Origin of the sequence: Frischella sp. Ac48 (genome assembly GCF_019641635.1) — a bacterium.
Lineage (GTDB): Bacteria > Pseudomonadota > Gammaproteobacteria > Enterobacterales > Orbaceae > Frischella > Frischella japonica.
Genome location: NZ_JAETXP010000009.1, coordinates 410833 through 427917, shown reverse-complemented (window position 1 = coordinate 427917; position 17085 = coordinate 410833). Strand labels below are relative to the sequence as shown.

Here is a 17085-nt window from a genome sequence, read left to right as displayed (position 1 = left end):
TAAAAAAATTTTTTTTAAAATATTACGTTATTTTACTGTTTCCCTCTTTTCAGAACAAAAAAAAGTGCTAATATACGCGCCCCTATAGAGGATTTTGTTTGTGATACTGGAATCATTTGAAATTGGTAATTTAACGATCAAAAATCGGTTGATTGCTGCTCCCATGGCTGGCATTTCTGATTTACCTTTTCGTTCACTATGTTATCAATTTGGTGCGGGATTAGCTTTCGCAGAAATGTTTTTAGCCAATTCGCGAATTTGGCATACCCAACAGTCAAGACAAAAACTTGCTAATGAACGAGAGCTTGGCATTAAAGCGGTACAAATTATCGGCGCCGATCCTGATGAAATGGCAAAAACAGCTATTTTAAATATGAATTCAGGTGCAGAACTAATTGATATCAATATGGGTTGTCCCGCCAAGAAAGTGAATAAAAATCTTTCTGGCTCTGCCCTGTTACAGTATCCAAAATTAGTGGAACAAATTTTGCTTAACGTGGTACAAGCAGTGAATGTCCCAGTTACGTTAAAAATCCGCACGGGGTGGGACAAAGCGCATAAAAATTGTTTAGATATCGCACAAATTGCTCAAAAATGCGGTATAAAGGCGATTACTATTCACGGTAGGACACGTGAATGCTTATTTAAAGGTTCTGCGGAATACGATTCGATTAAGCAAGTAAAACAATATATTTCTATTCCCGTGATAGCTAATGGAGATATAATAACCCCCGAAAAGGCGGAAGAAGTTTTCCAATATACCAAAGCTGATGCTATAATGATCGGTAGAGGAGCATTAGGTAGGCCTTGGATCTTTGAAGACATAGCGTTCTATTTACAATATGGAAAATCAAAATCAGAAAAGAGTATAAATGAAGTAAAAAACATTGTATTACAACATTTAAAAGCTCTGTATCAATTTTATGGTGAAAAGAAAGGATTGCAGATTGCAAGAAAGCATGTATTTTGGTATACCCAAAATTGTGTTGGGAGCGATCGTTTTAGGCGCTTATTTAGTTGCATTGATAATGCCAATCAGCAAATTAATGCACTAGAAGCATTTTTTCAAAAAACTAATTTTAATTAAAGAGTTAAAAATACTATGTCAGAAATTCGTGTTACAGCTGAAGCGTTAAAATTCACAACTGTTAACTCTCAAGAGCAAATTACCCAAAAACCATTACGAGATTCAGTCAAACAAGCATTACGGAACTACTTATCACAATTAAATGGTCAAGACCCTACCGATCTTTATGAACTTGTATTGGCTGAGGTAGAACAACCATTTCTTGACATGGTGATGCAGTATACTCGTGGTAATCAAACTCGAGCTGCAAATATGCTTGGCATTAACCGTGGTACCTTACGTAAAAAATTGAAACAATATGGCATGAGTTAATTATTACTTGTCTCTTATGAGAGATATGATTTTAATTCAAGTAAAGGCGCAAATTAAGCGCCTTTCTAATTATTAAAAATTAAATTAATATTATCACAATATCTAACTTGTCTTTGATGTGACCAAACGCTTTAATAGCAAGTTCAACAATATGCCATAAAGCGGTAAGAAGAATAATCCACAAATTAAAATTTTAAAACTATAGTCAATTGAGGCTATTTCGATCCAATGATTCGCCATAAATTCGTCGTTACTTTGATAAAAGGCAATAGCAAAAAAGACAATTGTATCAATACCATTACCTAACACCGCTGACGCCGAAGGCGCAACCCACCATGCTTTATTTTTGCGTAAATAATTAAACACAGTAATATCCATAAGCTGCCCAACCAAATAAGCAGCAAAACTGGCTAATGCAATTCGAAAAACAAAACTGTTAAAATCACACAATGCTGAAAATCCCATCCAATGCCCTTCAAAAAATACAACCGAAATGGAATAAGAGAACAGTAAAGCAGGTATCATGACAACAAAGATAATTCTTCTGGCAAGGCTGGCACCAAATACCCGGATGGTTAAATCGGTGGTTAAAAAGATAAATGGAAAGGTAAATGCTCCCCATGTGGTATGAAAACCGAAGATATCAAACGGGATTTGTACCAGATAATTGCTTGATGCAATAACTAAAATATGAAAAAAAGAGAGCCAGCAAAGTGCTTTACGCTGCTGAGCTAGGGTAAATTTTTTCTGTAGTGTGTCTGAGTGAATATCCAAATACATATTCGTTTCCTTTTTTGAATGGGGTGAGAGAACCCATAATGTTTAACGTAAAAATGATGTAATTAAGGTTAAAAATGTCGGATAATCCGAATTTAATTACATCGATATTTAATATTTTTAAATTGTTATAAAAAAATGCTTTTTATATAAAATAAAAGCAATCAACCAACAAATACCGACAATGAATAAGGCATAGATAAAAGAACTGGGATAGTTTCCAAAATATTGCGCTAAAACTTTTGAATACAGAAATTGTCGCAAACTCAATGAATCAGAATGATAAACCAGCGTCATTCTACGCGTTATAATCGAAATTATACCGGCGATAACAAAAATGAATAAAGAATTCATGCCAAATGGGATAAAACAATGAACAGCGTTTTTGTATTTTTTGATATCAATCAACCAAATTAATAAGGCAAATAACACACAACCTATACCACAAGTGATCAATACGAATGACGGTGACCAGATTTTTTTATTAATTGGGCAGATAAAACTCAAAATAAACCCTATTATTGAAAAAATTATCCCGTATTTAATCAAGATTTTTATTTTGTCGACATTGACATTAGTAGCAAATATTTGTTTGGCTATACAAAAGCCAATAAGGACTTGAGCAATAGCCGGAAAAGTACTTAATACCCCTTCCGGCTCAAAATAAATACCATCATCAAAATACATACGCTCTTCACCCAAAATCATTCTATCGACGTTAGCAATAATGTTGTTACTTTTTTGCTCAAACCCGTTGCCCAAATATAAGATGAAAAAATAAAAAAATAATATTTGAACGATCAGAACAGGCAAATATTTTCTATCAAAACATAAAATAATAAGAGAAGAAAACAAATAACAGATCGCTAAACGTTGTAAAATGCCCATAATTCGGATTTGATCTATACGAGACAAAGATTCAACCATCCGCTCATGAAACGGCAGCCAATTAAAATGCTTATACAAAGCAAGAAAAACCGAAAACCAAGCAATCAATAATCCAATAGCAAAAATAATCAGTGTTCTTTTCAAGATTTTAATTAACAGAATTTTATTAAGCTTAAATTCTAATTTATTTAAGGAAATATAAGTCGACACGCCCATAATAAACATAAATAACGGAAAGATAAGATCGGCAAAAGTCAGCCCGTTCCATTTAGCATGCCTAAGTAAAGGATAGATAGCATTTGGCGACCCGGGATTATTCACTAAAATCATTCCTGCAATGGTCATTCCTCGCAATACATCCAATGAGACTAATCGTTGATGATTGTCAGACATGCATTTCCCCTTTAAATAATACTATTTAAAGCTATGGGTTAGATACTGATTTAACCCTTTTTCACGTAACTCGCAACTAGGACACTGACCACATCCGCCGTCAACCCCATAATAACAAGTGTGAGTGTGTAGCCTAATATAATCAAGATAACCGAGTTTATCAGCTATTTCCCATGTTTGCGCTTTAGTCAGATACATTAATGGGGTGATGATGTTAAACGTGTAATCCAAGGCTAAATTCATCGAAACATTCATGGATTTAATAAAGATATCTCGACAATCCGGATAACCACTAAAATCGGTTTCACATACGCCAATAATGATATCTTTAATACCGTGCTGTTTGGCATAACACCCGGCTAACAATAAAAATAGCATATTACGCCCGTCAACAAAGGTATTCGGATAATTCCCTTCTTGAGCTGATTTAATCTCTTGTGAGTCATCAATCAAGGCATTATTAGTCGTTTGTTTAATCACTGAAGTGTCAATGACGGTTTGCTTTACACCAAGATCGTCAGCAATCCATTTGGCTTTTTCAAGCTCAATGGCATGTCTTTGACCATATTGAAAGCTGATTGTTTCAACGTTTTCACGCCCATAATCAGCAATTGCTTGCAGTAGACAAGTGGTCGAATCTTGCCCACCAGAAAATATCACAAGTGCTTTACGATGTTGCATTAAAAATTTCCTGTTAGGATGAAGAGATTAACGATTATCGACTTTTTCAGGATAAAGATCGTGATTAGCTAAACGATTAAGCGCAATTTGTTCCCAGTTAGTGCTGGGTTTACCGTAATTTGCATATGGATCGATTGAAATACCGCCACGAGGTGTAAATTTACCCCAGACTTCAATGTATTTTGGATCCATTAATTTAATCAAATCCTTCATGATGATATTAATACAATCTTCATGATAATCACCGTGATTACGGAAGCTGAATAAATAGAGCTTAAGTGATTTACTTTCGACCATTTTAATATTCGGCACATACGAAATATAAATCGTCGCAAAATCAGGTTGACCTGTGATAGGACAAAGGCTGGTAAATTCCGGGCAATTAAATTTAACAAAATAATCATTACCGGGGTGTTTATTATCAAAGGTTTCTAAAATATTTGGACAATAGTCAGTTGGATAGCGAACAGATTGATCGCCAAGTAGTGTAACGTTACTCATAATTTTCCTTAGTTTTTTTTTGTGGGAGGATTGCGAACCACAGTAAAAAATAAAGCACTAACATTTGTTAGTGCTTCGATAAAACTTTTAATTAGCCTGAATTAGGCCCCTAAATTTTTTTCAACACGTTCTCGAAATTTAATCCCAGGACGAAATGTTACTACACGACGAGCAGTAATGGCAACATTTTCACCAGTTTTTGGATTACGTCCAGGACGAGATTTTTTATCGCGAATAGAAAAATTTCCGAATCCGGATAACTTCACGGTATCGCCTTTTTCTAAGGCGACTCGGATTTCCTCAAAAAATAATTCCACCAAAATTTTGGATTCTTGGCGATCAAGATTAAATTTGTCTGTTAGACGTTCTGCAATATCGGCTTTAGTCAATGTCATAATTATTATTCTCTTAATAATGCTTTAAAACGATCTTGTAAAGCAACAATACAGTTACTTACAATGTGAGTTATATCCTCGTCTTCAAGTGTACGTGCTTTATCTTGCAATATCATGCTGATAGCTAAGCTTTTTTGCCCCTCTTTGATATTTTCACCTTGATACACATCAAACAGATTGACGTTGATTAGCTGCTCACCACCAATATTTTTACATACACTTAAAACATCTGCTGCACAGACATCACTATCAACAATGATAGCTATATCCCGTCTGTTTGCAGGATACTTAGAAACATCTTTTGCTATAGGTACTGTCTTTTTATTAATTTTATCTAAAATAAATTCAAAAACAAGTGTTTTACTATTTAATCCTAATTTCTTTTCGATTTCAGGATGAATAGCCCCCAAATAGCCAACCTGTTCATCATTAACATAAATAGTCGCACTCTGTCCAGGATGTAATGCTGGATGTTGTGACTTTTTAAATTGAACTTGATCGGTCAACCCAGAAAGTGCTAACAACGATTCAACATTACCTTTTAAATCGAAAAAGTCAACCGTACGTTTTTTCATTGCCCAGTGTTCATCATAAAGATTTCCTGTAATAACACCAGCTAATAAAGTTTGCTGACTAATGCCAAATTCACTATTCACATCAGGTACAAATCGCAACCCTGTTTCGAACAATCTGACCCGCTGTTGTTGTCTGTTCTGGTTATAAATAACCGCATTAAGCAAGCCAGTCCATAATGACAAACGCATTACTGACATTTCACTTGATATTGGATTTGGTAATGCTAATGCCATCTGATTTGGGTGTATTAGACTTTGAATTTTAGGATCAACAAAGCTGTATGTTACCGCTTCTTGATAACCCTGATTAACTAATAACTGTTTAAATTTATTTAGCGAAATATTCTTTTCTGGGTTTGAATGCATCATTAATTCAATATTAAGATGTTCATTAGGAATATTGTTATATCCATAAATGCGAGCAATTTCCTCAACCAAATCCTCCTCTATTTGGATATCAAACCGCCAGCTTGGTCCCTTAACTTGCCAGTGATCATCATTAGCTATTACCTCACATCCAAGGCGAGCAAGAATATCAGTGACACGTTGCCCAGCAATATGACACCCAATCAATCGTTCAATCTTTTGTCGAGTCAACGTTATAACTGCGGGTTTCGGTAGAGCATTGTGATCGGTAACATCAGTTATTGGCCCTGCTGAACCACCACAAATCGATAATAATAACTCTGTTGCTCGTTCCATTGCGATATGTTGTAGTGAAGGATCCACGCCTCTCTCATAACGATGCGAAGCATCAGTGTGCAAACCATATTGTCTTGCCTTACCCGCAATGGTAACTGGAGAAAAGAATGCCGCTTCTAATAGCACATTTTTGCTTTCAGGTGACACCCCTGACTCTTTTCCACCAAATATTCCCGCTAATGCTAACGTTTTTTTATCATCAGCAATGACTAATGTATTGTCTTTGATCTCTATTTCATTACCATCTAATAAAATCAGTTTTTCTTGAGGATGAGCATAACGAACCGTAATGCCACCTTCAATTTTATCTAAATCAAAAGCATGCATTGGATGACCAAGTTCAATAAGCACATAATTGGTAATATCAACTACGATATCAATTGAACGAATACCACTTCGACGTAACTTTTCCTTCATCCATAAAGGTGTCGACTTTGTAGCATCTATGTTTTTTATCACCCGAGCCAAATAACGTGGCGCCGCCTCAGGTTCTAGTACTGATACATTAACTTTATCAGCAATAGTAACTTGTGGCTCCACAAATTTTGCAGGTGTAAGACTTACATCATTAATTGATGAAATATCCCTTGCAATACCCATAATGCCAAAACAATCTGACCGATTAGGAGTAACACTGATTTCGATCATTTTATCGTTTAATTGCAAGTATTTCCTAACATCTTCACCCAAGGGTGCATCATCAGGTAATTCAATAATACCACTATGATCATCGGAAATACCCAATTCAGAAAAAGAACATAACATTCCTTCTGAAGGTTCACCACGTAATTTAGCCGCCTTAATTTTAAAATCACCTGGTAACACAGCGCCAATCGTTGCGCAAGCAACCATTAACCCTTGGCGACAATTAGGAGCGCCACAAACAATATTTAGTAATTGCGCTTGACCAATATCAACTTTAGTAACCCTAAGTTTATCAGCGTTAGGATGTTGCTGACATTCAACCACTCGCCCAATCACTACTCCAGAAAAGTCACCAGCGACATTTTCTACATCATCAACTTCTAGACCAGCCATAGTGAGCTGATCACATAATTGTTCACTACTAATTGCTGGATTAACCCATTCACGTAGCCAACTTTCACTAAATTTCATGTTTGGTCCTCCAGTTAATTAAATTGTTTTAAGAAGCGTAAATCATTTTCAAAGAAAGAACGTAAGTCAGTGACGCCATAACGTAACATGGTTAATCGTTCAATCCCCATACCAAACGCAAACCCACTGTATACTTCAGGATCAATACCCACATTACGTAATACATTAGGATGAACCATTCCACATCCTAATACTTCTAGCCATTTGCCATTTTTTGCTTTAATGTCAACTTCAGCGGAAGGTTCAGTAAAAGGGAAATACCCTGGTCTGAACCGAATTTCCATATTATCTTCAAAAAAGCAGTGAAGAAAATCATGCAGTAACCCTTTTAAATGAGTAAAACTGATATTTTTATCAATCAATAAACCTTCCATTTGATGAAACATTGGAGTATGAGTTTGATCATAATCATTACGATATGTTTTCCCTGGTGCTATAATACGAATAGGTGGTTTTTGAGTTTCCATAGTCCGAATCTGTACGGTAGAAGTTTGCGTACGCAGTAAACGATTTGCATCGAACCAAAAGGTATCATGATCAGCCCGAGCAGGATGATGTGCAGGAATATTTAATGCATCAAAATTATGATAGTCATCTTCGATTTCCGGTCCTGTTTCAACAATAAAACCCAATTTACTAAAGAAATCAATTAGACGATTAATCGTTATTGTTACTGGGTGCAACCCACCCAATTCCATTTTACGTCCAGGTAAAGTTACATCAATCGTTTCGTTAGCTAATTTTGCATCTAGTATTGCACGTTCTAACAATGCTTTTTTCTCATTTAAAGCCGTAACAACTTCTTGTTTAGCATCATTTATTTTTTGACCTACAGCGGGCCTTTCTTCTGCAGGGACGTTGCGTAACGAAGCCATTTGCAAAGTAAAATGACCTTTTTTACCCAAATAATCAACGCGTATCTGTTCTATTGCATTAATATCTTGTGCATTGCTAATTGCCAATTTGGCTTTGTCGACCAATTCTATTAATTGAGACATAGCATCCTCTTATTTTATTTGTTAAAAACTTTATTAACTACTAGATGTTTAAATATTCTTTTACGTGATGTAACGAACATTTCAAATAACTATACCAAAAAAAAAGGCCTCTTTACGAGGCCACTTACAATCTATTTTCGTTTTCATTTTGCCTCAAAATGAATTTATTTATAAAGCCAAAAAAGAAACGAAAAAAAACTGTATTCATCATAAATCACATTATTCTGTTTGAAAAACTGAGGTCGAATTATTCGACCTCAGCAAAATTATAACGCTGCTTTCGCTTTTTCGACTAAGGCAGCAAAGGCATTCTTATCAAATACCGCAATATCAGCAAGGATTTTACGATCGATTTCAATAGAAGCTTTCTTCAAACCATTAATAAAACGGCTATAAGATAAACCACATTGACGCGCTGCTGCGTTGATACGAACAATCCATAATTGGCGGAATTGACGTTTACGTTGACGGCGGTCACGATACGCATATTGACCAGCTTTAATGACAGCTTGGAATGCAACACGATATACGCGAGAACGCGCGCCATAATAACCTTTAGCTTGTTTTAAAATCTTCTTGTGACGAGCACGAGCAATAACACCACGTTTAACGCGAGCCATAATATTCTCCTTAAATAATTAAACGTGTGCAACACACGCTTTGACTAAACCTAAATCACCTTTAGAAACCATGGTCAAACCACGAAGATGACGTTTACGTTTAGTCGATTTCTTAGTTAAGATATGACTTTTGTTAGCTTGCTTGTGTTTAAACCCACCTGAAGCTGTTTTTTTGAAGCGTTTTGCTGCGCCTCGTACAGTTTTAATCTTTGGCATATTAATACTTCCACATCCGCATTGTTAATGACATAAAATAGAAGGTGTTATTCTTATTTACATAAGAATATACTTGATAAACCTTACTATTTCTTCTTCGGTGCAAGCACCATAATCATTTGACGCCCTTCAATCTTACTTGGATAAGATTCAACAATCGCCAAATCAACTAAGTCTTCCTTAATGCGATCGAGCATTTCGGTACCTAGCTGCTGGTGAGCCATCTCACGACCACGGAACCGCAGCGTAACTTTGGCTTTATCACCATCTTCAAGAAAGCGTATCAGGCTGCGGAGTTTTACCTGATAATCACCTTCATCTGTACCAGGTCGGAACTTAATTTCCTTAACCTGAACAACTTTTTGCTTTTTCTTCTGCTCTTTTGTTGCCTTGCTTTTTTCATAAAGGAATTTGCCATAATCCATAATACGGCAAACTGGTGGCTCTGCATTGGGACTAATTTCTACAAGATCTAAAGATGCCTCTTCTGCCTGCCTAATCGCTTCTTTTAAACTAACAATTCCGATTTGTTCGCCTTCAACTCCAGTCAATCGGACCTCTTGTGCGGTAATTTCATCATTAATTTTATGTGCACGAGTTGTTTGAATACGTTTTCCAGCTTTAATACCTAAATCCTCCAATCAAATACAATAACAAAACCAGATCATTTTAATCACTGATCTGATTCAAAGAACGAGTACGAATTTCGTTGAGCAGTAATTCTACAACATGTTCGACTGCAAAGCTACCAAGATCTTTACCTTGGCGTGTACGAACTGAAACTTTTCCTGCTTCAAGTTCTTTATCGCCACATACTAACATATATGGTACACGCTTTAGAGTATGTTCACGTATTTTAAAACCTATTTTTTCATTACGCAAATCTGCTTTGGCTCGAATACCGGCATTTTGTAATGTTTCGGTTAATTTTTTAACATAATCTGCTTGATTGTCAGTAATATTGATTACCACAACTTGCGTAGGCGCTAACCATGTTGGAAAGAAACCTGCACAGTTTTCAGTTAAAATACCGATAAACCGTTCCATTGAACCTAAAATTGCCCGATGAATCATAACCGGTACGTGACGATCATTATCTTCACCGACATAACTTGCTTCTAAACGGTCGGGTAACATGAAATCAAGTTGTACAGTACCACATTGCCATGCACGACCGATACAGTCATGAAGGGTAAATTCAATTTTTGGACCATAAAATGCCCCTTCTCCTGGTAAATATTCAAATTCAATACCATTTTCAGTCAAACATTCTGCCAAATCTCTTTCGGCCATATCCCAAATTTCTTCACGACCAATACGCTTTTCCGGGCGTGTAGATAATTTTACCGTAATATCTTTAAATCCAAAGGTGCTGTACATATCATAAACCATTTTGATACAGCTATTAACTTCACCACGAATTTGTTCTTCTGTACAAAAAATATGTGCATCATCTTGGGTAAAACCACGAACACGCATAAGACCATGCAAAGATCCAGATGGTTCATTTCGATGACAACTACCGAATTCAGCCATGCGTAATGGTAAATCACGATATGATTTTAAACCTTGATTAAAAATTTGCACATGGCCTGGGCAGTTCATTGGTTTAATACAGTATTCTCGATTTTCAGATGATGTTGTAAACATAAGATCTTGATAATTTGCCCAATGTCCAGTTTTTTCCCATAGAACACGATCCATCATAAATGGACCTTTCACTTCTTGATATTGGTACTCTTTTAGTTTAAGACGAACAAATACTTCAAGTTCACGGAAAATTGTCCATCCATCGTTATGCCAAAATACCATGCCAGGTGCTTCTTCCTGCATATGATATAAATCCAATTGTTTACCGATACGACGATGGTCACGTTTAGCCGCTTCTTCTAAAAATTGTAAATAGCTATCTAATTGCTTTTTATCAGCCCACGCAGTTCCATAGATACGTTGTAACATTTTATTTTTGCTATCACCACGCCAATAAGCACCAGCAATTTTTTGCAATTTAAAATGGTGACAAAAACGCATATTAGGAACATGTGGCCCACGACACATATCAATATATTCTTCATGATGATAAAGGGCTGGTTTAGCATCCTGTGGTATATTTTCATCCAAAATTGCAATTTTATAAGGCTCTTGTCGTTGCCAAAAGACATCGCGTGCTTGCTGCCAGCTGACTACTTCTTTTTTTACTTCGTAGTTTTTCTTGGCTAACTCTAACATACGTCTTTCTAATGCATCGAGATCTTCCTGAGTAAGGGTATGATCTAAATCAACATCATAGTAAAAACCATTATCTATGGTAGGTCCAATTGCCATTTTGGTATTAGGCCAAAGTTGTTTAATGGCGTGCCCTAATAAATGAGCACATGAATGACGGATAATTTCTAATCCATCTTCATCTTTCGCCGTGATAATAGCAACATTGGCATCGTGTTCAATTAAATCACAGGCATCTTTTCTTTCACCATTTACTCTGCCTGCAATACATGCTTTGGCAAGACCGGCTCCAATACTCTGTGCAATTTCTAATATAGTGACTGCAGATTCATAATGACGTTGGCTTCCGTCAGGAAGAGTTATTACTGGCATGGACATTCCTTAAAACCCTATTAATGTAGTGGTGTACCCTACGACAGTACACTTGCATCAGCTAGGTAAAAAAATTAATTCAAAATGGGATACAAATTTTATGGTCGCGAATTATATCATTTATTATTTTGCTTTAAAATACTTCATAATTTTTTAACAAGCACTTTTTGAAAGTAAAAAATATGAAGATAAAAATGTTACGTCAGTAAAAAATCAAAAGAGTAAAAATAATGTAAGAACTAAGTTAATATAGATATTCATTATTTAATAAAAACCAATGTGATAAACTATAAAATAATTTAGCTATCTACCGTCTAACTGAAAATTAGATGCTTTACATTTTTTGATTTGACAATATGTATACCTTCGAGTATTTTCAAAAAAGAAAACTTTTTACATAAATTAGATAAAAATAGCGATATAATTTTAATACTTAATCGAAAACTTTAAATAAATTTGAACACTTTAACGTTCAAGGATAGAATAAGATGAATAAAAAGACTGTTCTTTTGGGTTGCCTTTTTGTCTGCCATTATGCAATAGGTAATGATAATGTTACTAGCGTCGTAGATTCATTTCTTAATTGTGATAATAGTTTTTTTCATCAATTAAAAGATAATATTGAAGACATTTCACCTTACAGTGATCTGACTATAAAAGATGATATAGCTTACATTCCAGTCAGCGATGTATCATCAACAAATGATCATGAATATAGGTTCAAAGAACCAATTAAATATCGTGGTTTGGAATTAGCGGGTTATCAAAACATTTATATTAACACCAATTTGTTAGGTAAATATTATTATTGGGGATTCACTGTGAATAACTCGATTAAAGAAATACAGGGTCGTTTACCACAATTATCATGGCAACCTTTTAACGAAATGACTGCCGTTGCTAATTCAAGGATCTATGATAGCAAAAATCATGATAAAGGCTGGCAGAATAACCCGTATATTTTTGATGGTGTCGTACCGCGTGCTAACACCATTGAAAAATCAATTTATCTTGAAAAAATTGACGATAATCACGCCATGTTACTGTGTTCATTACAAGGTGATATCGATAAAAATACCCTTTACTTAATTCATCCTGATATGAAATATATTGACCAAGAGTTGGCTGATAAGCGCGAATCTAAAATAAAAGCATTACAAGAACAACAAACGGAACACGCTATTCCAACACAAAAACAAAGTGATGATGTCAAAATTAGTAGGGACTAAAATGAAAAAAAAACCTAATTACCTTATTCAAATACTTGTTACCTTATCAATTTTATGTGCATCAAATACTGCTTTTGCTGGTGACATTGACACAAATGAGAAAATTAGAAGTCTTGATGATCCAAGAGTTCCGTCACGTTATCTACCGCTAGAAAAGATGAATATTTCTGATTATGTTGGTTATAGCTTTGTTGATCGTACCAGCGTTAAACTTCATCCTTATAATCCTTTAATTCGTACTTATGTACGAATAATTAATTATTCACGGGCATTATCGCAAGATAAAGAAGATAGTGAACAAGGATTTTCCTATCGTTCTCAAGTCATTCATGAATATGTAAATTGCGATAAAAAGGAATATGCTAGAGGATTAATCCAATTTTATGAAAACTATTTTGGTGAAGGTCAACTTGAAGATAGTAATAATACGCCAAAACGTTTAATAGCAACATTTCCAAAAACCAAAGCACGTCAAAATTTACAAGTGATCTGTTCTTTGCCGTTGAATAATTAAAATAACTATAGAAGCGCACGATTGCGCTTTTATAGTTATTTAACTAATCATTCTAAACATCGCTAAATGCTAATTTTGCTAAAATACCGATAAAGTATCTCCGTTTTTTGTTTCAAAATACGATCAATGTTAAAATAAATGAAAAACAACTACTTTGGAAGTGATTATGAATATTAAACAATTTCACCAATTAGCAGAAGCGCTATTTGCTGAAGTGGAACAACAAATTGATACTTTTGCCGAAAAGTATGATACTGATATTGATTTAGAAAGTCATGGTAATGTTGTGACAATCACCTTTGAAAATCAGAGCAAAATTATTATTAATACTCAAGAACCGCTATTACAGATTTGGATGGCAACACGACGACAAGGATATCACTTTGACTATAAAGATAACACCTGGTTCTGTAATCGAAGTCATCAATCATTCAAGCAGCTTTTTACTCAAGCAGTAATAGAACAAATGGAACACTGATTGACAATCAGGGCGCAATACAATGCGCCTTGTTTGTTAGACCTAATGTCAATCATTTAGCTGTCTTATCGCTTCGTGATAAACCAACAATACCAGAGCGAACCATTTCAATCACATCACATGTTTCACGAATAGCTGCTAAAAAAGATGCTAATTTTTCACTGGTACCAACTAACTGAACTATATATTGCGTCGCTTTTACATCCACAATAGAACCACGAAAAATGTCAACACAACGCTTCACTTCTTCTCTTGCTTGAGAACTTTTGGCGGCAATTTTAATCAACATAATTTCACGTTCAACATGAGGGCCTTCAGTCAAATCATAAACCCGATAAACATCAACCAATTTATGAAGTTGTTTTTGAATTTGCTCTATCACATGTGCATCACCACTGGTTCGAATCGTCATACGGGACATAGTAGGATCTTCAGTCGGTGCAACCGTAACACTCTCAATATTAAAACCTCGTTGCGAAAATAATCCAATCACTCGTGATAATGCGCCGGGTTCGTTCTCAATTAAAATCGATAATATATAACGCATTATGTTCTCTCCGTTTTACTTAACCACATTTCATTCATTGCTCCGCCACGAATTTGCATCGGATAAACATGCTCTGTAGCATCAGTCATAACATCAACAAAGACAAGTTTATCTCTAATTGATAATGCTTTTTTTAGCATTGGTTCGAGTTCACTACGTTTTTTAATTGAAATTCCAACATGACCATATGCTTCAGCAATCTTCGCAAAATCTGGAAGTGATTCCATATAAGAGCTTGAATGGCGTCCTGCATAAATCATATCTTGCCATTGCTTAACCATCCCTAAGAATCGATTGTTTAAGTTAAGAATCAAAATAGGTAAATCATATTGCAAAGCGGTAGAAAGTTCTTGGATATTCATCTGGATACTTCCATCACCGGTGATACAGACAACACGCTGTTCTGGAAAAGCTAACTTAATCCCCAAAGCAGCCGGAAAACCAAAGCCCATGGTACCTAAACCACCTGAGGTAATAAAGTGGCGTGGTTTGTCAAATGGATAATAAAGTGCGGTAAACATTTGGTGCTGACCGACATCCGTTGCAATATAAGCTTCACCTTTGGTCAATTTATATAACATTTCTACCGCTGCTTGAGGTTTAATTAATTCTCCCTCGTTACTATAAGCTAAGCAATGCTTAGCGCGCCAATGTTCAATTTGCTTCCACCAATTAACTAACGCATCCAAATCAAGATGACTTTGTTCATCATCCAATTGTTCAAGCATACTATTAATAACAAATCTGGCATCACCGACGACCGGCACACTTGCCATCACGGTTTTAGAAATTGAGGTTGGATCAATATCCACATGGACGATTTTGGCATCGGGACAATATTTAACGAGATTGTTGGTTGTACGATCATCAAATCGCACGCCAATGGCTAATATTACATCCGCGTAATGCATTGCCATATTCGCTTCATATACGCCATGCATTCCCAGCATACCTAAATTTTGCTTATGCGTTCCAGGAAAAGCACTAATTCCCATAAGCGTTGTGGTAACAGGTAAATTTAATTTTTCGGCTAGCATTTTTACCGCGGCTTCGGCATTGGCCGATATAATTCCACCACCAATATATAAAACCGGTTTTTTAGCGGATAATAGCACTTTTAGTGCTTTTTTAATTTGCCCCTTATGACCTTGCATCGTTGGGTTATATGAACGCATTGTGACAGATTGTGGATAGCTATAATTATATTTTACAGCAGGATTCATCACATCTTTTGGTAGATCAATAACAACTGGTCCAGGGCGCCCAGTCGAAGCAATATAGAATGCTTTTTTAATGGTTTCAGGAATATCTTCAGAACGTTTAATAAAAAAACTATGTTTAACAACCGGACGAGTGATTCCAATCATATCACACTCTTGGAACGCATCATTACCAATTAAATGGCTTGGTACCTGACCTGAAATAACAACCATAGGGATCGAATCCATATAAGCGGTAGCTATGCCGGTAATAGTATTCGTTGCACCAGGTCCTGAGGTCACTAGCACAACACCTACATCACCGGTTGCTCTTGCATAACCATCAGCCATATGCACCGCGGCTTGTTCATGTCTAACTAACACATGCTCAATACCACCAAGCGTATGAAGTGCATCGTAAATATCTAACACACTTCCACCGGGATAACCAAATATTTGTTTTACTCCTTGATCCACCAAAGATTGAACAACCATCTCTGCGCCTGACAATTTTGCCATGCAAGCCTCCAATAAGATTTTAAAATGTGATCATCTTTATTCATTATTTATCCATAGATTATAATGATTAAATTATAATTGTTAAGTAAATATCCCTGAGTTTATATAAGATAATAAAAGGTTTTTCGATGTAAAATTAAATTAAGATACATTTATCATCCCATAAGGGAATTGATATTACCTTAACAATCTAACAAATAAAAACATTCGCAATCTCGATTTTAACTCATATAGATAAGAAAGTGCTGCTATAATGGCAATAATAGAGTATATTTAAGGAATAATATGCAGATTTGGATTGATGCCGACGCTTGCCCTAACCCGATCAAAACGATCATTTGTCGGGTAGCTATTCGTAGACAAATCTTTACTATTTTTGTTGCTAATCAATGGTTAACTTTACCCAAATCTGCCTACATTAAGATGCAGCAAGTCGCTAAAGGTTATGACATTGCGGATCTCGTTATCGTTGAACATGTACAACCTAATGATCTTGTTATTACTGCCGATATTCCCTTAGCTGCCGAAGTATTAAATAAGCAGGCTAAAGTATTAACACCACGCGGACAAAACTATACACTTGATACCATCAAGGAAATTTTAACTATGCGTGATTTTATGGAAACCATGCGAGCAAGTGGCATTCAAACTGGTGGTCAAGCACCATTTTCTAGTAAAGACCGTGAAAATTTTGCAAATCAATTAAATAAATTTATTTCTTAACCGAATAAGGAGAATAA

The 17085-nt window shown here is 35.5% G+C and carries 19 protein-coding genes and 1 riboswitch; of the genes, 6 read left to right on the top strand and 13 right to left on the bottom strand.

The window, feature by feature from the left end; translation table 11 throughout:
- Positions 1-106: 106 nt before the first annotated feature.
- Together dusB and fis are read left to right on the top strand one after the other, a co-directional pair.
- Positions 107-1087 carry a tRNA dihydrouridine synthase DusB gene (gene dusB / locus JMI89_RS06750; RefSeq protein WP_255562871.1) on the top strand — a complete coding sequence of 327 codons (981 nt, stop codon included), beginning with the start codon at positions 107-109 and terminating at the stop codon, positions 1085-1087.
- Positions 1088-1102: 15 nt separating this feature from the next.
- Positions 1103-1399 (top strand): DNA-binding transcriptional regulator Fis, encoded by a 297-nt coding sequence (fis, locus tag JMI89_RS06745; protein ID WP_187754765.1) that lies wholly within the window; start codon positions 1103-1105, stop codon positions 1397-1399.
- Between the two features lie 102 nt (positions 1400-1501).
- Here the strand turns inward: fis and JMI89_RS06740 are convergent, their stop codons facing one another.
- The 11 genes from JMI89_RS06740 to thrS form a co-directional block, all read right to left on the bottom strand.
- Positions 1502-2179 (bottom strand): 7-cyano-7-deazaguanine/7-aminomethyl-7-deazaguanine transporter, encoded by a 678-nt coding sequence (locus tag JMI89_RS06740; protein WP_220679627.1) that lies wholly within the window; start codon positions 2177-2179, stop codon positions 1502-1504.
- A 117-nt stretch (positions 2180-2296) separates the two neighbouring features.
- The gene (locus tag JMI89_RS06735) at positions 2297-3457 is read right to left on the bottom strand and encodes an acyltransferase family protein (RefSeq protein WP_220679626.1); all 1161 of its coding nucleotides are present in this window, start codon (positions 3455-3457) and stop codon (positions 2297-2299) included.
- Between the two features lie 21 nt (positions 3458-3478).
- On the bottom strand, positions 3479-4138 hold the full coding sequence (queC, locus tag JMI89_RS06730) for a 7-cyano-7-deazaguanine synthase QueC (protein ID WP_220679625.1): 660 nt from the start codon (positions 4136-4138) through the stop codon (positions 3479-3481).
- Between the two features lie 27 nt (positions 4139-4165).
- A complete protein-coding gene (gene queF / locus JMI89_RS06725; protein WP_220679624.1) occupies positions 4166-4639 on the bottom strand; it encodes a preQ(1) synthase in 474 nt (157 codons plus the stop codon).
- A 2-nt stretch (positions 4640-4641) separates the two neighbouring features.
- Positions 4642-4686: riboswitch (PreQ1 riboswitch) on the bottom strand.
- Between the two features lie 54 nt (positions 4687-4740).
- Positions 4741-5034, bottom strand: coding sequence for an integration host factor subunit alpha (locus JMI89_RS06720; RefSeq protein ID WP_187754760.1), 294 nt, complete (start codon positions 5032-5034; stop codon positions 4741-4743).
- Between the two features lie 5 nt (positions 5035-5039).
- A complete protein-coding gene (gene pheT, locus JMI89_RS06715) occupies positions 5040-7427 on the bottom strand; it encodes a phenylalanine--tRNA ligase subunit beta (RefSeq protein WP_220679623.1) in 2388 nt (795 codons plus the stop codon).
- Between the two features lie 14 nt (positions 7428-7441).
- The gene (gene pheS, locus JMI89_RS06710) at positions 7442-8425 is read right to left on the bottom strand and encodes a phenylalanine--tRNA ligase subunit alpha (protein ID WP_220679622.1); all 984 of its coding nucleotides are present in this window, start codon (positions 8423-8425) and stop codon (positions 7442-7444) included.
- 266 nt (positions 8426-8691) lie between these two features.
- Positions 8692-9045: a 50S ribosomal protein L20 gene (gene rplT, locus JMI89_RS06705; RefSeq protein WP_024496189.1), complete on the bottom strand. Its 354-nt coding sequence runs from the start codon at positions 9043-9045 to the stop codon at positions 8692-8694.
- Positions 9046-9063: 18 nt separating this feature from the next.
- A complete protein-coding gene (rpmI, locus tag JMI89_RS06700; RefSeq protein ID WP_187754757.1) occupies positions 9064-9261 on the bottom strand; it encodes a 50S ribosomal protein L35 in 198 nt (65 codons plus the stop codon).
- Positions 9262-9347: 86 nt separating this feature from the next.
- Entirely contained in the window at positions 9348-9887 is a 540-nt protein-coding gene (gene infC, locus JMI89_RS06695; RefSeq protein ID WP_187754846.1) for a translation initiation factor IF-3, read from the bottom strand.
- Positions 9888-9930: 43 nt separating this feature from the next.
- Positions 9931-11859 carry a threonine--tRNA ligase gene (gene thrS / locus JMI89_RS06690; RefSeq protein ID WP_187754756.1) on the bottom strand — a complete coding sequence of 643 codons (1929 nt, stop codon included), beginning with the start codon at positions 11857-11859 and terminating at the stop codon, positions 9931-9933.
- A 488-nt stretch (positions 11860-12347) separates the two neighbouring features.
- Here thrS and JMI89_RS06685 point away from each other — a divergent pair, with 488 nt between their 5' ends.
- The 3 genes from JMI89_RS06685 (at position 12348) to cyaY (ending at position 14080) form a co-directional block, all read left to right on the top strand.
- The gene (locus tag JMI89_RS06685) at positions 12348-13088 is read left to right on the top strand and encodes a hypothetical protein (RefSeq protein WP_187754755.1); all 741 of its coding nucleotides are present in this window, start codon (positions 12348-12350) and stop codon (positions 13086-13088) included.
- A gap of 1 nt (position 13089) precedes the next feature.
- The gene (locus tag JMI89_RS06680) at positions 13090-13602 is read left to right on the top strand and encodes a surface-adhesin E family protein (RefSeq protein WP_187754754.1); all 513 of its coding nucleotides are present in this window, start codon (positions 13090-13092) and stop codon (positions 13600-13602) included.
- A 166-nt stretch (positions 13603-13768) separates the two neighbouring features.
- Positions 13769-14080: an iron donor protein CyaY gene (gene cyaY, locus JMI89_RS06675; protein WP_187754753.1), complete on the top strand. Its 312-nt coding sequence runs from the start codon at positions 13769-13771 to the stop codon at positions 14078-14080.
- 52 nt (positions 14081-14132) lie between these two features.
- Here the strand turns inward: cyaY and ilvN are convergent, their stop codons facing one another.
- A complete protein-coding gene (ilvN, locus tag JMI89_RS06670; protein ID WP_220679621.1) occupies positions 14133-14627 on the bottom strand; it encodes an acetolactate synthase small subunit in 495 nt (164 codons plus the stop codon).
- Positions 14627-16345 carry an acetolactate synthase 3 large subunit gene (gene ilvI, locus JMI89_RS06665; RefSeq protein ID WP_187754752.1) on the bottom strand — a complete coding sequence of 573 codons (1719 nt, stop codon included), beginning with the start codon at positions 16343-16345 and terminating at the stop codon, positions 14627-14629. Before ilvI ends, ilvN begins: the two co-directional genes overlap by 1 nt.
- A gap of 285 nt (positions 16346-16630) precedes the next feature.
- On the opposite strand from ilvI, the gene JMI89_RS06660 reads away from it, so the two are divergent.
- A complete protein-coding gene (locus JMI89_RS06660) occupies positions 16631-17068 on the top strand; it encodes a YaiI/YqxD family protein (RefSeq protein ID WP_187754751.1) in 438 nt (145 codons plus the stop codon).
- The last annotated feature ends 17 nt before the right edge of the window (positions 17069-17085 follow it).

What these genes read in the sequence shown, in the direction of transcription:
- fis (WP_187754765.1), top strand. Translation starts at nt 1,103, where the DNA reads ATGTCAGAAATTCGTGTTACAGCTGAAGCGTTAAAATTCACAACTGTT.
- JMI89_RS06740 (WP_220679627.1), bottom strand. Translation starts at nt 2,179, where the DNA reads ATGTATTTGGATATTCACTCAGACACACTACAGAAAAAATTTACCCTA.
- JMI89_RS06735 (WP_220679626.1), bottom strand. Translation starts at nt 3,457, where the DNA reads ATGTCTGACAATCATCAACGATTAGTCTCATTGGATGTATTGCGAGGA.
- queC (WP_220679625.1), bottom strand. Translation starts at nt 4,138, where the DNA reads ATGCAACATCGTAAAGCACTTGTGATATTTTCTGGTGGGCAAGATTCG.
- queF (WP_220679624.1), bottom strand. Translation starts at nt 4,639, where the DNA reads ATGAGTAACGTTACACTACTTGGCGATCAATCTGTTCGCTATCCAACT.
- JMI89_RS06720 (WP_187754760.1), bottom strand. Translation starts at nt 5,034, where the DNA reads ATGACATTGACTAAAGCCGATATTGCAGAACGTCTAACAGACAAATTT.
- pheT (WP_220679623.1), bottom strand. Translation starts at nt 7,427, where the DNA reads ATGAAATTTAGTGAAAGTTGGCTACGTGAATGGGTTAATCCAGCAATT.
- pheS (WP_220679622.1), bottom strand. Translation starts at nt 8,425, where the DNA reads ATGTCTCAATTAATAGAATTGGTCGACAAAGCCAAATTGGCAATTAGC.
- rplT (WP_024496189.1), bottom strand. Translation starts at nt 9,045, where the DNA reads ATGGCTCGCGTTAAACGTGGTGTTATTGCTCGTGCTCGTCACAAGAAG.
- rpmI (WP_187754757.1), bottom strand. Translation starts at nt 9,261, where the DNA reads ATGCCAAAGATTAAAACTGTACGAGGCGCAGCAAAACGCTTCAAAAAA.
- thrS (WP_187754756.1), bottom strand. Translation starts at nt 11,859, where the DNA reads ATGCCAGTAATAACTCTTCCTGACGGAAGCCAACGTCATTATGAATCT.
- JMI89_RS06685 (WP_187754755.1), top strand. Translation starts at nt 12,348, where the DNA reads ATGAATAAAAAGACTGTTCTTTTGGGTTGCCTTTTTGTCTGCCATTAT.
- JMI89_RS06680 (WP_187754754.1), top strand. Translation starts at nt 13,090, where the DNA reads ATGAAAAAAAAACCTAATTACCTTATTCAAATACTTGTTACCTTATCA.
- cyaY (WP_187754753.1), top strand. Translation starts at nt 13,769, where the DNA reads ATGAATATTAAACAATTTCACCAATTAGCAGAAGCGCTATTTGCTGAA.
- ilvN (WP_220679621.1), bottom strand. Translation starts at nt 14,627, where the DNA reads ATGCGTTATATATTATCGATTTTAATTGAGAACGAACCCGGCGCATTA.
- ilvI (WP_187754752.1), bottom strand. Translation starts at nt 16,345, where the DNA reads ATGGCAAAATTGTCAGGCGCAGAGATGGTTGTTCAATCTTTGGTGGAT.
- JMI89_RS06660 (WP_187754751.1), top strand. Translation starts at nt 16,631, where the DNA reads ATGCAGATTTGGATTGATGCCGACGCTTGCCCTAACCCGATCAAAACG.